This window comes from Desulfovibrio sp., assembly GCF_034006445.1.
Lineage (GTDB): Bacteria > Desulfobacterota > Desulfovibrionia > Desulfovibrionales > Desulfovibrionaceae > Desulfovibrio.
Genome location: NZ_JAVESS010000001.1, coordinates 112,731 through 127,030, shown reverse-complemented (window position 1 = coordinate 127,030; position 14,300 = coordinate 112,731). Strand labels below are relative to the sequence as shown.

12 protein-coding genes and 1 tRNA gene are annotated in these 14,300 nt (G+C 54.4%); 4 read left to right on the top strand and 9 right to left on the bottom strand.

From position 1 onward, the window contains the following. Positions 1-118: 118 nt before the first annotated feature. From RBR41_RS00590 to RBR41_RS00570, 5 genes are all read right to left on the bottom strand, one after another. On the bottom strand, positions 119-868 hold the full coding sequence (locus RBR41_RS00590; RefSeq protein ID WP_320350160.1) for an amino acid ABC transporter ATP-binding protein: 750 nt from the start codon (positions 866-868) through the stop codon (positions 119-121). Positions 869-953: 85 nt separating this feature from the next. Continuing rightward, the gene (locus RBR41_RS00585) at positions 954-1,724 is read right to left on the bottom strand and encodes an amino acid ABC transporter permease (RefSeq protein WP_320350158.1); all 771 of its coding nucleotides are present in this window, start codon (positions 1,722-1,724) and stop codon (positions 954-956) included. A gap of 42 nt (positions 1,725-1,766) precedes the next feature. Beyond that, positions 1,767-2,507, bottom strand: a complete 741-nt coding sequence (locus RBR41_RS00580; protein ID WP_320350156.1) for an amino acid ABC transporter permease — start codon at positions 2,505-2,507, stop codon at positions 1,767-1,769. Positions 2,508-2,521: 14 nt separating this feature from the next. Continuing rightward, positions 2,522-3,340: a transporter substrate-binding domain-containing protein gene (locus tag RBR41_RS00575; RefSeq protein WP_320350154.1), complete on the bottom strand. Its 819-nt coding sequence runs from the start codon at positions 3,338-3,340 to the stop codon at positions 2,522-2,524. 323 nt (positions 3,341-3,663) lie between these two features. Further along, positions 3,664-4,044 carry a hypothetical protein gene (locus RBR41_RS00570; RefSeq protein WP_320350153.1) on the bottom strand — a complete coding sequence of 127 codons (381 nt, stop codon included), beginning with the start codon at positions 4,042-4,044 and terminating at the stop codon, positions 3,664-3,666. A 269-nt stretch (positions 4,045-4,313) separates the two neighbouring features. On the opposite strand from RBR41_RS00570, the gene RBR41_RS00565 reads away from it, so the two are divergent. Further along, a complete protein-coding gene (locus tag RBR41_RS00565) occupies positions 4,314-4,646 on the top strand; it encodes a YnfA family protein (protein WP_413785118.1) in 333 nt (110 codons plus the stop codon). 238 nt (positions 4,647-4,884) lie between these two features. Here RBR41_RS00565 and RBR41_RS00560 read toward each other — a convergent pair whose 3' ends face one another. From RBR41_RS00560 to xsc, 3 genes are all read right to left on the bottom strand, one after another. Beyond that, entirely contained in the window at positions 4,885-5,301 is a 417-nt protein-coding gene (locus RBR41_RS00560) for a heme-binding protein (protein ID WP_320350152.1), read from the bottom strand. 32 nt (positions 5,302-5,333) lie between these two features. Next, positions 5,334-6,779: a sigma-54 interaction domain-containing protein gene (locus RBR41_RS00555; RefSeq protein WP_320350150.1), complete on the bottom strand. Its 1,446-nt coding sequence runs from the start codon at positions 6,777-6,779 to the stop codon at positions 5,334-5,336. 217 nt (positions 6,780-6,996) lie between these two features. Then, complete coding sequence (gene xsc / locus RBR41_RS00550; RefSeq protein WP_320350148.1) at positions 6,997-8,733, bottom strand: sulfoacetaldehyde acetyltransferase; 1,737 nt, start codon at positions 8,731-8,733, stop codon at positions 6,997-6,999. Positions 8,734-9,289: 556 nt separating this feature from the next. Here xsc and RBR41_RS00545 point away from each other — a divergent pair. Continuing rightward, on the top strand, positions 9,290-10,612 hold the full coding sequence (locus tag RBR41_RS00545) for an MFS transporter (RefSeq protein WP_320350147.1): 1,323 nt from the start codon (positions 9,290-9,292) through the stop codon (positions 10,610-10,612). Positions 10,613-11,057: 445 nt separating this feature from the next. On the opposite strand, the gene RBR41_RS00540 is transcribed toward RBR41_RS00545, so the two are convergent. Next, positions 11,058-11,133, bottom strand: a tRNA-Glu gene (locus tag RBR41_RS00540). A 141-nt stretch (positions 11,134-11,274) separates the two neighbouring features. On the opposite strand from RBR41_RS00540, the gene RBR41_RS00535 reads away from it, so the two are divergent. Next, positions 11,275-12,690, top strand: coding sequence for an NlpC/P60 family N-terminal domain-containing protein (locus RBR41_RS00535; RefSeq protein ID WP_320350145.1), 1,416 nt, complete (start codon positions 11,275-11,277; stop codon positions 12,688-12,690). Further along, positions 12,687-14,261: a dephospho-CoA kinase gene (coaE, locus tag RBR41_RS00530; protein WP_320350143.1), complete on the top strand. Its 1,575-nt coding sequence runs from the start codon at positions 12,687-12,689 to the stop codon at positions 14,259-14,261. Before RBR41_RS00535 ends, coaE begins: the two co-directional genes overlap by 4 nt. Positions 14,262-14,300 lie beyond the last annotated feature (39 nt).

Genomic DNA, 14,300 nt, shown 5'->3' with positions numbered 1-14,300 from the left:
CGTCTTTTTATAACAATGCTTCAAGACAGAACAATTCCTGCATCAAGTCCAACTTCCAGACGGATAATGATGCAGGTATCACATTTTCAGACCAGTCATCTTCCTGGTCGTAAAATCACTACTCCGCCTTTATTTCAGTTTCGACACATACTGAGCCAAAACGCGACTCAGTATCTACGTCTCTTCCCAGGCTTCTGCGCAAAAAAGCTGCTGTTCGCGGATTTTGCGGCTTCTGGAAAATCATGTCCGGGCTGCCGTGTTCGACGATACGCCCGGCTTCAGTAAAATATATTCTGTCGCTCACTTCTTCGGCAAAGCGCATTTCATGCGTAACCAGCACACATGTCATGCCTTCATGCACCAGATCGCGGATAACGTTCAGCACCTCGCCCACCATCTCGGGGTCCAGCGCAGAGGTTACTTCGTCAAAAAGCACGAGTTCCGGCTGCATGGCGAGAGCCCGCGCTATGGCTACGCGTTGTTGCTGTCCGCCGGAAAGTTCCCCCGGATAGGCTGCAACACGCTGCTCCATATGCACTTTGGAAAGCAATGCATGCGCACGTTCCGTTGCTTCTGCCTTTGACAGACCAAGGACGCGTACAGGTGAGAGGATGAGGTTCTGCAAGACGGTTAAATGCGGAAACAGATTATACTGCTGAAAAACAAAGCCGACGTGCGCACGCAAAGCGGAAAATTCCCGTTCGCGGTGCAGCTTGTGAACCAGGGTATCCCCTATACGTATATAGCCCTGCTGCGGGCGGACCAATCCTGTCATGCAGCGCAGCACGGTAGATTTTCCCGAACCCGATGGCCCTATAATCGAAACGACCTGTCCGCTCTTGACGAAAAGATCAATGCCCTTGAGCACCTCTGTGTCGCCAAAGGCAAGGTGGACGTCCCGCAATTCTACCAGCGCTTTTTCTGCGGGCCCAGGCTGAGTGGCCAAAACATGGTTATTTATATTCATAGCGTTTCTCAAGCACACGCGTAAGACGTGAAATTGGATAACAATACAGGAAAAAAAGGACGACCAGCGCGGTATAACTCAAGATGGTAAAATCCGTACGCCCTGCGGAGTTGCTGGCTATACCCGCGGTAAGAACAACATCATTGACGCCAACCAGCGAAACCAGCGACGTGCTCATGGTAATGGCTGTGTAAACGTTCATCCATGGCGGCAACATGCGCCGCAAGCATTGGGGCAATATAATGAACCTCAATGTCTGTATGCGGCTTAAGGCAAGTGACTGCGCGGCTTCCCATTGTGTTGCCGGTATGGACTGGACTGCCCCGCGAAAAATCTCCGCAACTTGCGCACTGGCGGGCAGGCCCAGGCCAATGACAACTTTCACCCAGTCGGGAAAGGGGAAGGTATGGCCTGCAAAATACAATTCAAAGGGGAAAACGTAGGCGCAAAAATAAATCAGAACAAGCGCTGGGGCATTACGAAAAAACTGTACATACACATTGACCATGGATCGGAACGGTCGGACGGGAGAAATGGAAAAGCCACCCAGTACCAACCCCAACAGGGTACCGAGCACCATTGCGACAAGGCTGATCTGAATGTTCACCCAAAGCCCCGACAACAGCGTCGGCATCCAGAGTATCAAAAGGGATGTCGCTTCGGGCCAGCTGGTGGCAACAGACAGCAGTCCCGCCGCGAGCAGGGCTGCGCACAAGGTGTAACATACAGCAGAATGCGTGAACCAGGCATTATTCATTGCCCGCCCCACCGCAACGCGAAAAAGCATGGAAGGGTACACTTACTGTCCATAACCGGGCATCCTTAATTTTTGCTCCAGCCATTTGCCGCAAAAACTCACCGTCAGGGTCAGCAGCATGTAAAACACCAAGATAAGCAGCAGCAATTCCAGGGCATTATCCCGTTGTCCCCAGATCATGACAGATTCATAGGTCACGTCGCCAACGCCGATGGCAGAAGCCAGCGTGGTCATTTTTACCAGATCGACAAGGTTGTTGATAAGTGCAGGTAGCGCGAAGCGAAAAGCCAGGGGAAGCCGCACATAAATCATGCTTTGCCAGGGATTCAACGCGGAAGCCCGGGCAGCCTCAATGATATTGGGGCTGATGGCATCAAGCCCCGCGCGTAAGGCCTCGGCATTGATTGCCCCTTTGTGGAGCGCTATGACAAACACTGCCCAGGCGAAAGAGGGAATGATATTCCCAGGGATACCAGCATATTGCGTCAGCAGCATATTGAGCACCAAAAAGGCGAAATAAAGCTGAACAAGGGCTGGCGTGTTCCGGGTAAACTCTACAAAAGCACGGACAGGCAACATGAGCCACTTGTGCCTGCTGGTCAGCGCCATGGACATCAGCACGCCGACCAGCAGACTCAAAGGGATAATACAAATGCTCAGTTCAACAGTCACCAGCATTCCACGCATGAAAGCCTCACGGTCAATCATGTCCAGAACAAAACTGTAGTTCAGCCCCAGCGCTTTCAACTGGGTCAAACACCATTCCAATGACTGCTGTAGCACGATATTGCCGCCTCTTACTTTTTATCTGCAAATTTATTGTGCAGTTCCACAAGAGCGGCGCTGGGGGGTTTAAGGCCAAGTTTGCTTTCAAGATCTATCAGCCAGCCGCTACGGTGCCATTCTTGCACAATGCGATCGACAGCGGCAATGGTGTCTGCTTCGCCCTTGCGAGTCCAGATAACAGAGTTGCCTGGCAGGAGGTCTTCTGTAATGGGTGTATGGTACGCTTCCCACTCGCCTCCTTGCTGCACCAACGGGTAAATAAAGGTTGAGTCATGCACTGCGGCGACGCATTGGCCACCTTTCAGAGCCAGTATGGATTCCGCAGAGGTTTTGAAGCCTTTGGGCTTGGCGCCATATTTTTCGGCCAAAGGACGCGCATAGCTGCTGCCTTGGGCAAGGCATACAGTTTTGTCACGCAAGTCTTCCCATGTTTTTATCCCGCTGTTACGGGGTGTCAGCGCTACGCCGTCAACGCGGTAAAAAGGTGTCGGCGCATAGCCAAGGTTTTCTGCACGGTCAGGTGTCAGTTCCATATTGGCGATCAGCATGTCGACTTTACCAGAGGTGAGAAACTGCACCCGCGTTGCTGTGCCCACTTCCACCAATTCTATTTTCACCCCAAGGTCTTCCGCCAGTTTTCGCGCAAGGGCCGGGTTCCAGCCGGTAAGCTCTTTTGTTACGGGATCAAGGGCTCCGAAGGGGCCGCCAATAGCCAGGACACCAACGGTTACTTTGCCGCGGGATTTTATTTTGTCCATAGTGGCATCGGCATGGGCTACGGTCCCAATGGCAAGGACCATCAGCGCAGTGAGAACAAATTTTCTAAGCATACTACACGCTCCTGAATCAAGTGTTACAAGTGCATACGTTATTTCCGCGAGCGCCCATGCGGAAACATGTTTCCGACCAACAAACACTTTTTAGGAAGCCTTGATTAACGAGCCTCCTGAGAAACGCGCTGGTATTTTGTTTGGCAAGGCGCGATCTTTTTTTGAAGCAGGAGTGGACTCTGCCGTCCTCGACTGTTTCAAAAAAAGTGCAGCAACGCCGCCAAACGAAATAAATCAGCGTTTCCTTCAAGCGGGAGTGTGGAGAGTAAGAGCCGTGCGTCTGTAGACGTATCAGAACGTATTTTCTCCAGTTCGCGCAGCCATCAGCGATATCCCGCAGAAAAGCAAAAAAAAGCCCCGCGAATCTGCGAGGCTGCGCTATGAGGAGGATTGTCCGGCGGAAAGTCTGAACCGGACGAAAAAGAAATGATGACGCCGGTCAGAAATCCTGGCGGGACGACCTGCCCCACAGCGCCTTCAGTCAGGTTACCACAAAGGCCATAAGGTCTTGTGGCTTTGTAAAAAGACCACGGGCACCCGTGGGTGCTGTGCAATACGGCAGGAATGAATATTCCATCTTTTCGCGCACCCCCCGCCGTGTCTTCATTAGCTGCTCCATGAGTAATAACATGTGAAAAACTATCCGTAAAAAAACGCTCACTGTCAACCTGGATATAAGATCGCCGGGAAAAATATTTTCCCATACCCCCCGATAAAATACACAAACTTACGCGTTACATGACACCATCTAGTCAATATACTCCAAAGAACACATATACTGCCCGTCTTGAGCACAAAATCCTGTGAGCATGTTTCTATATTTTGAGCACGCGGTTGGAACCGGCTTTTCCGCACGCCAGATTTGCGCCCGCAAAGCCGCTGCGGCCTCGACCGCGGCCCCGCATTCTGTCATGCTGCCGCCGAGGGGTTTCGCCAACCGCGCAGCGCGCAAAATGCTCCAAAGAAGAAGCCGATGATTCTGAAAACATTTCTGTTGTTTGTGGTAACGGCCATTGCCGAAATTGTGGGCTGCTATCTGCCCTATGTATGGCTGCGCAAGGGTGGTTCCCCCTGGCTGCTTGTCCCGGCGGCGCTGAGTCTTGCCCTGTTCGCATGGCTGCTGACCATGCACCCGGCGGCCAGTGGGCGCGTGTACGCGGCATACGGCTGCGTGTACGTCGCCACGGCCCTTTCATGGCTCAAGTTTGTTGACGGAGTGTCCCTTTCAACCACAGACATGCTGGGCGGCGCAGTGGCTCTTGTCGGCATGCTCATCATTGTTTCCGGCTGGGGCAGCCCTGCCTGAATCCCGCCTCACGGTCGCGGCAGGCATTCGCCATGAATGCGCGGTACGATTTAGCGGCACGATGTATCCATAAAGAAAGGCGCAACAATAGTGGGCGTGATGCACGCCTTGTGAACAGATATTCCCAAAGTTGATTCGCTCTGTGTTCTCAACGCCGCCCCGTTCATGCTCACAAGATGAAATGGCGCGTCAATGGATGCACTCAGCAAGGCGGCCATGCCACCGGCTTCAAACCGGCTCACCCCACCAGAGCACGCTGCAGCATGTCTGCCAGGCGTACGGCCAGATCGTGATCGTCACTGGTTTTTCTTCCGCTGACACCAAGCCCGCCGACGCACCGACCATTGACGGCCATAAGCGGTATCCCCCCTTCCAGGGGCGTAAGGGAAGTATCGCAAAAATCCGAGGCGGCAAGCTGCTCGCGTTGCAATCTTTCCCGAAAGGCCTTGGTACTTGTTCCCATACGCATGGCAGTATATGCCTTGTTTTGCGCGATGGTCACCACCCTGTCGGGTGTGCCGTCCATTCCCCAAAAGGCCGCAAGCTTGCCGCTGGCATTCACGACAGCCACGCAAACGGGGGAACCTTGACCAGCCTCATTTTCAACTTTTCCTAGCAATTCAAGTAATTTAAGTGCTGGCAACGTTTGATGCATGAGGAATCTCCTTTACGGGATACGGCTTCGGCTCATTTTTTGGCAATGCCGTGCTTTTTCATTTTTTCATAAAGAGTAGCACGAGAAATACAAAGATATTTCGCTGCCTTGGTCACATTCCAACGCTGTTCTTCCAAGGCGCATGTGATCAGATGCGCCTCGCTTTCAGCAACACTCTGAGCAAGATCGCTCTGCCGCAAACCCTCTGCTGGCGCACTGCGAGATTCGGCCTGCCGGGTGGCTGCTGATTCCACATTCAGCCCCCATTCGAGTTGGGCGGCGCTTCTTTCGTTGCGGATATCCAGAGGCAGGTCCGCTGCGCCTATGGTATCGTGATTGCATAAGCTCAGGGCTCTGATCAGGATATTTCGCAGTTCCCGTACGTTGCCTGGCCAGGAATAGGCCATCAGAGCCTCCATGGCCGTTTCTGTAATGCGCACTTCAGTACGGTTCATGCGCTCCAGAAGGTGCCGGGTCAGCAGAGGAATGTCTTCCCGCCGCTGATTCAAGGGGGGAACGTTGAGTATCAGGGGGCTGATGCGATAGTACAGATCCTCCCTGAAGTGCCCCTCGGACATCATTCCCTTGAGATCCCGGTTGGTAGCCGCAACAAGCCGAAAATTGGCCAAACGCTGCTTGGTTGAACCCACGCGGCAAAAGCTGCCATTTTCCAGCACACGCAAGAGTTTGCTTTGTACGGCCAAAGGGGTGTCGCCTATTTCATCAAGAAAAAGCGTGCCGTTATCGGCCAGTTCCAATTGGCCCACCTTGCCATCCTTATGCGCCCCCGAGAAAGCGCCGGGCGAATATCCAAAGAGTTCAGATTCAAAAAGCTCCTTGGGAATGGCTGCGCAGTTTATGCACACAAAAGGTCCTTCGCGGCGATCGCTCTCGCAATGAAGAGCCCCGGCAGTCAGTTCCTTTCCCACGCCCGTGGGGCCGAGAATCAAAACAGGGGAGCCGGTTCGCGCAAAACGGCTCAACATGTTCTTGTAGTGACGGATGGTTTCGCTTTCGCCGATAATGGATTGCAGGCTGTAGCGTGAAGAAAGCGCGCTCTTGATCTTTTTGGCATAGACAGAAATTTTTTTATCTAAATCTTCCAGCCTCTTATGCGTCTCGCCCAATTCTTCGTGCGAATTGAAAAGCGCCTGGGAAATCATGCCTGTTGAACCATCGTCCGCCTTGAACGGAATGCGGTTAACAACTATGCACCGTTCGCAATCCTTTCCCTTGACTCTGCATATATTGCCCAGTTCGGGCTTACCGTGCTCTATGACCTGCGGCGCGCGACTGTCGGGGATGAAATCTGTGATGCGCCGTCCCACAATTTGTTCGCGGGTAAAGCCCAGGTAGTCGGCATACGCCTGATTCATAAAGCGTACGTAAAGATTGCTGTCACAAATAAATATACCTGTCGTCAGGGAATTCAGGACAAACTCAAGGTCCAGATCAAAGGGGGGAAGTTTTTTTGACATGGGCACTCCTTGTGCAGGCCGTGCGCATCGGCCATATCCAAAGGGGAACACAGAGCAGATATACTCTGCATGCGCGAGTACGCGGTAGGAGGGTTATACCCGCATCTTCCCATCTCTTCCACAGGATTCCATCCTGCCGTGCTTCAATGCCTGCATGCCCTGTACAGGAGCCGCTACAGTCCGTAGCGGCTCCTGTCTTTGTTGAAGCCGTTAGTGGTTAAAAATACTTTTTGTCCAGATGTTCGTACTTGGGCAAATAGCGTGTGGGGAGCGCCAGGGCATCACGGCGGAACGGCGGGGCAAGCCGGGTGCCGTCAGTCATGATCTCAATAACGGCCGGCCGGCGCTTTTGTCTGGCTGTTTCAAGGGCATTGGCAAGGTCTGCCTGCGTATTGACGGTATACCCGTCAGCGCCCATGGCCTCGCCTATCTTGGCGTAGGATTTTGACCAGATGTCGGCCCCTACAAAACGGTTATTGTAAAAATCCACCTGGTTCTTCTTTTCCGCGCACCATGCGCCGTTATTATAAACAGTCGCGATAACAGGCAGATTATACTGCACTGCTGTAGGCACCTCAAAAAGACTCATGCCCCATGCGCCGTCGCCAGCGATGGAAAGCACAGTATCTTCCGGGCATGCCAGCTGCGCGCCCAGGCCAGCCTGGTAGGCAAATCCCGTGTTCCCGAAGGTGAGGGTGGCCACATGCCTTTTGGGGTTTTTGAACCTCAGGTAGCTGTTGGCCGTAGAGGACGTATTGCCGATGTCAGTAGTGGCAATAACGTCATGTTCTGTGATGAACCTGCCCACCACTTCCAAAGCCTTGCGCGGGTGCATGCGCCCTTCCAGAGTTGGCTCTTGGGCTATCTGGGCTATTTCGGCATACCAGACGTCCAGTTCAGCCTTTACCTTGTTGCAGACGCTGGTCAGATCGCGGGCTGGGGCCATGTTGGCCTTGAGGCGCTGAAAGAGTTCATCGGAGGCGTCCTTGGCGTCAGCGCAGAGCCCCACGGCCACGGGATGGGTTTTGGCAATGTGCATGGGATTGATGTCCACCTGCACAATTTTGAGATCCTTGTGGAAATAATTGATATCGTCTTGCGGCAGCGTGCCGAAATACGAAAGGCGGGTTCCCACAGCCAAGACCACATCAGCGTCGCGAATGGTGCGCATGGCCGCCTTGGAGCCCATGTAGCCGATGGGGCCCAGCCACAGGGGATGATCGCAAGGGAAAGCATCGTTGTGCATATAGGTGGTGGCAACGGGCGCGCCAAGAAACTCAGCCAGCATCTTGATGGTTCCCACACAGTTGGCGTCCACCACTCCACGTCCAGCCAGGATCACGGGATGCTTGGCATTTTTCAGAACCTCCACAGCGGCGGCAAAATGCTCGGGCTTGCCGATGCCGCCGGGGGACACGCGGTACTGGGAAGGATGCAAAATTTCTTCATCAATTTCGCCATAGAAGTAATCGCGCGGAATATCGACAAGAACGGGGCCACGCATGGCGTATGCCGCGCGAAAGGCCGTGCGCATGATGTCGGCGGCGCGTTTGGGGTGCGGCACGCGAAACGCCGCCTTGGTGATGGGCTTGAAAAGATTCCACGTATCGCATTCCTGAAAACCATCCCACCCCACCGAAATGCTGCCTGCACTGGGAGAAAGCACCACCATGGGCGAATGCGCCATGTTGGCTGTTGCCACGGCTGTCACATAGTTGGTGATGCCAGGGCCATTTTGGCCGATGACCACTCCCGCTCTGCCAGTAAGACGGCTGTAGGCGTCTTCCATATGCCCGGCGGTCTGTTCGTGGCGAACTGAAATAAAGTCAATGCCAGCAGCGGGATAAAGATCCAGCATATCCATAAAAGCGGAACCGAGGATGCCGCTCACATGGGTAACCCCTTCCTGAACCAGAACTTCCGTCATGGCCTCACTGGGTGTCATCTTGGGCATGTAAATACTCCTTATAGGGTTGCAGCATGGACGCACGATGCCATGTCCAGTCAGATTACGAGATGTAAATCTGATTTTTTCATCCTGGTTTGAGCAAATACTGATCCAACCCCGCGCGCACCCGTCCCAATCTCCCGACAAAGAAAATAAACCATTGTAATTTAGCTAGATACGTGAACTTTTTATTTCACCGATCGCATCCTGCCCGCGCAGAAAGCCGCCAGACGTCCCTGACATTTTACTCAGGGCAAGACAAATCGTCTGGATATCAAGACGATGGTAAAAAGTATGTCTAATCTTTCATACATATTCCTGGCCGCCTGCGATATTTTTCAGAACGGTTTCTCCCAATACACAACAATCATTGCTGATTAATGATGTGGCATGCTTTGTGCTGTTTTGCACAAAACTGACTTTGCGTTCGGACGTGTGGCAGCCGTGACAGCAGCCACCACTATTTTGATAATTAAAAAATGTTTTGCAGTGCCAAGGGGAATCGAAGAAAATTGCAACTATACCCGCATCGTGCGGGGAGGACACAAGGAGGACAAGGAATATGGGTGCCCAAATCAGTGATGCTGCTCAAAAAAACCTACGCCGTGTTGTACTATCATCCATCGTGGGGGCTCTTATTGAGTGGTACGATTTTTTCTTGTACGGCGTTGTGGCGGGTATTGTTTTTAACAAGCTGTTTTTCCCTGCGGTCAGTCCTGTGGTGGGCACCATCATGGCATTTGCCACCTTTGCTGTGGGCTTTGTGGCCCGCCCGTTGGGCGGCATCATTTTTGGGCATTTTGGCGACAAGATAGGCCGTAAAAAAATGCTCATCATCACCCTGGAAATCATGGGGGTAGCCACCGTAGCCATTGGCTGCATCCCCTCATATGACAGCATAGGAATATGGGCGCCCATTCTGCTGGTCGTCTGCCGCCTGGCTCAGGGCATCGGACTTGGCGGCGAATGGGGTGGCGCAGTTCTTATGGCCTTTGAATCGGCCCCGGCAGAAAAAAGGGCCTTCTATGGCGCTCTGCCCCAGATTGGCAATCCTTTGGGCCTTATGCTGGCCACAGGCATCATCGGGATCCTGTCCTATACGCTTTCCAATGAAGATTTTCTGGCCTGGGGTTGGCGCATTGCCTTTATATTGAGTGCGATCCTTGTTTTTGTCGGCGCTTATATTCGTAACTCAGTTGAAGAAACGCAGGATTTTTCCGCAGTTAAAAAAGAAGTGGAAAAAGTGCGCTATCCAATGATTACAGCCTTCAAGCGCTACCCCAGAACCCTTTTTGCCTGCATGGGCGCCCGGTTTGTGGAAGGCATTGCTTTTAACGTCTTTGGGGTGTTCTCACTTTCCTATCTGACGCAGACGTGTGGAGTGCCCCGTACTCTGGCATTGACAGTTGTTATGGCTGCGGCCTTTGTGATGGCCTGCTGCATCCCGTTCTGGGGAGCGTTCGCCTGCCGCGTTGGCAAGGGAAAAATATTTGGCGTCTCGGCCCTGCTGCTGGGCGTTGCAGCCTATCCGGCCTTCTGGGTACTGCACCACTACTCCAACACCAGTTTTATTCTTGTTTACCCTGCGGTCATCATTCCTCTTGGCGTTATTTACTCGGCAGCCTACGCCAGTATGGCCAGCCTTTTCTCCGATGCGTTTGACCCCACAGTACGTTACTCCAGTATTTCCTTCGTCTATCAGTTTTCAGGGATTTTCGCTTCGGGCATCACCCCGATGATTGCCACAATTCTTGTTCAGGCCAATAACTCCCAACCCTGGTATCTTTGCGGATATCTGCTGATAGCAGGCGTCATCAGTGCCCTGGCCACAGTCTGGCTGGGCAGCATCCGCCGTAACAAGGTCGAGCCTCTCCCTATGGGATAAGCCTGCTGTCGGCAGGCGGCCGGGCGTAAAACACCCTACATTTGTAAATTGTCAGCTGATTTAAACAGATAGCCACCAGGCTGTTTCGCCCTACTCATTGGACTTGCTGGATCGCATTAAATGCCGATCCATCAATACGAGTGAGGGTGAACAGCCTGGTGGACTCGTTTAGCGGGGCGGTGCCATTTGGGCACGTCAGTTTGAGATATGCAGGTGTAAAATTGTCCTGATAACTGCGAAATGCGGCGCGTTACGTGAAAACCTGCGAGTGGCTTATCTGCTGTGCGCATACACATATTCATGCATAACAACATAGCATATCAAATCCATTACGGCAGTATCAGAGCAGAATTACAAAGCCTAAAAAGTAAATTATATATTGGGAATACTAATAGAGACAAAATAAAAGGCACTTACAGCAAAAACTGTAAGTGCCTTATTGATTTGGCGTCACCAACGGGATTTGAACCCGTCTTAGCGGCTTGAGAGGCCGCCGTCCTAACCGGATAGACGATGGTGACAGCGAGACTCTTTTAAGAAGGTAATGAAGTAATGTCAATACGGCGGCCCGCTAAAAAGAATGCGTTGCCGTTTACATATTTGAAGTGGTAATGTGAAAAAAGACCGGATGTTCCCGGCAAATTCCGCCTGGAGGGCCCTCCATGTTTTCCTGCCTTCGTCTGCTTTGTCTTGCATCTCTTCTGCTTCTGACAGCCGCATGTGGCGGCAAGAACGTCCCCCCCCGTGACGGTACAGCCCCCTCATGGATGGGCACCATCGCCGATCTGCGCCAGTTCCCGCAGAATCTTGACGTGTACGCAAAAAATTCCGGACAAAATAAAAGGCTCATTTCCCAGGATGAACAGGGCCGCCAGGTGGCCCGTTTTGACCGCATTTTCTTTGGCCCCTGGGAGATGCGCAAAACATCCGTACGCAAGCGCGACGTGGCCGCCGTTTTTGGCAAGGCCAGAGGCTACAAACAGGGCAGTGAGCGCTGGACGCAGGTGGAATGGGACGCCATGGCCCGCAACGCCAACCTCAAAAATTTTCCGTCCCGGGCGCAGGCCGCCATTACTGTGCGCAATACCGACCTGAGAGAAATGCCCACGCACCTGACGCGCTTTTCAGAGCCAACGCCTGATCCACGCGCCAATCCTTTTGACTATTTTCAGTACTCCTTGCTGCCCCTGGGAACGCCCGTACTTATTGCCCACACCTCCAGCGATGGCAGATGGCACTTTGTGGAGTGCCCCATCGCGGGCGGATGGGTTGATGCCGAAGATCTGGCCCTTGTGGACAGCAGTTTCGCCTCTCTGTACCGCAACGCCTCGTTTGCGGCCATTGTGCGCGACAACGTGCCCCTTGCCGGTCAGCCCAACCAGTATGGCGCTTCGGCCCCGGCACAGCAGAGCGTAAGCATAGGCGCCATCCTGCCCATGCTCGCCGGCGGTGCCGCCGAGGGCTCGGTGGTTGCCGGCAAGGCCGACGCGCCCCCGGTAACCCTGCTGGCTCCTGTCAAGGACGCCAACGGCATGGCCAGTACAGCGCCGGTCACCGTTTCTTCCGCAGACGTTGTGGCGCGCCCCTTGCCCCTCACGCCGGACAACGTGGCCGCCGTGGGCAATGTCATGATGGGCCAGCGTTACGGCTGGGGGGGCATGTTTGGCGAAAGGGACTGCTCTGCCCTCACCCGCGACCTGTTCACGCCATTCGGCCTCTGGCTGCCGCGCAACTCCAGCGGGCAGGCCCGCGTCGGAACCGTCAGTTCTCTCGAGGGCATGACGGCCAAGGAAAAAGAAGAGACCATCATGCGCTACGGCGTGCCCTTCCTGAGCCTTGTGGGCATGCGCGGGCACATCATGCTCTATGTGGGCAAATACAATGGCCGCCCTGCCATCTTCCATAATGTCTGGGGCGTCCGTACCGTGGAAGGCAATGACGATAACGCCCGCTTTGTCGTTGGCAGAGCGGTGGTCACATCCATCACGCCCGGCGACGAACTGAAAAACCTGTACAGGGGCACAACTTTTGTGGACAGGCTGCGCACGCTTTCCACCCCGGCGGACACGCTCCAGTGAACCGCCTGCAACTGGAAATCACAGCCGCGCAGGCGGGCCAGAGGCTTGACCGCATACTGAGCGCCGCGCAGCCGGACATGTCGCGGGCGGCCTTGCAGAAAGCCATTCAGTCCGGCCACTGCACGGTGGACGACCAGGCCGAAACCAAACCGGCAGCCAAGGTGAAAACAGGGCAGGTGGTCGAGTTCCACCTGCCGGAAGTATCGGGCCAGCTTGCGCCTGAAGACGGGGAACTGGAAGTGCTCTGGCATGACGAGCACCTGGTGGTTTGCAACAAACCCGCAGGCCTCACCGTGCACCCCTGCCCCTCCTGCCCGGAACAGACGCTGGTGCAACGACTGCTTGCACGTTTTCCACAACTTGGTAAGATTGAGGGGCAACGGCCTGGCATTGTGCACCGGCTGGACAAGGATACCAGCGGCCTGCTGGTTGTGGCCCTGACCGAGACCGATCGACTCATCCTCAGTCAGGCCTTTGCTGATCGTCAGGTTCACAAGGAATACCTGGCCCTTGTGGCCGGGCTTCCCCCTTTGAGTGGTCAATGCCTTGAACCTGTGGGGCGTCACCCCACGGCCAAGGTAAAAATGGCGGTTGTTCCAGAGAACAGGGGCGGCAGAAACGCCCATACGGAATGGCGGCGGCTCTGGCATTCAGAAGATAACAGCGTTTCACTGCTGGCCGTACGCATCCATACCGGCCGCACCCATCAGATCCGGGTGCATATGTCCCATCTGGGATACCCCTTGCTGGGCGACAAACTCTACGCACCCAAGGCAGTGCAGGCCATGGCCCCGCGCCAGATGCTGCACGCATGGCGGCTGACATTTGCCCATCCTGTCAGCAATGAAACCATGAGCTTTACCTGCCCGCCGCCGCAAGACATGCCCGATGCGGCCCTGAAAGCCAACCTGCGCATGCAGAGGCTGATTGTTACAGGTAACCCCGGCAGCGGTAAATCCGCCCTCACGGCCCTTCTGGGCCAGATGGGCGTGCCCGTTGTCAGCGCCGATGCTATTGTGGCAGACCTCTACGCCCCTGGCGGCGCTGGCAGCCAGTGGATAGGACGCCTGCACGGCGGCAGCCTGCTTGAGGCGGACGGGGCTGTAAACAGAAAGGCGCTTCTTGCCGCCATGCAGCAAGACATGGTCTTGCGCCGCGATGTGGAACAGGTTGTTCATGCCCTGACCCGGCAAGCCCTGGAGGATTTCTGGCGGCGCACGGAAGCGGCAGGCGCGCCGCTGGCCGCTGCGGAAATCCCCCTGTATTTCGAATGCAGCTGGCAACAGTTGTTTTCTCCGCCGCCCCTGACCGTGGGGGTCTCCTGCCCCCTGCCCCTGCGCAGCGCGCGCACAGCGGAAACCAGAGGCTGGGATCAGGAAAAAATGGCCGCGCTCGAGTCATGGCAGTGGCCTGAAGACCGCAAGATGGCTGCCTGCGACATAGTGCTAAAAAATGATGAAGATTTGCAGCATCTTAAAGACGAAGCTATTTGCCTGCTTGAAAGACTGCGCCTCCATGACCAAAAAAAGCGTCAGGAACTGTTCCAACGCTTGAATTTACTTTGGATTTAACCTCGAAAAATAAGGCTCTACAGAGCCTCTTTCATTGAC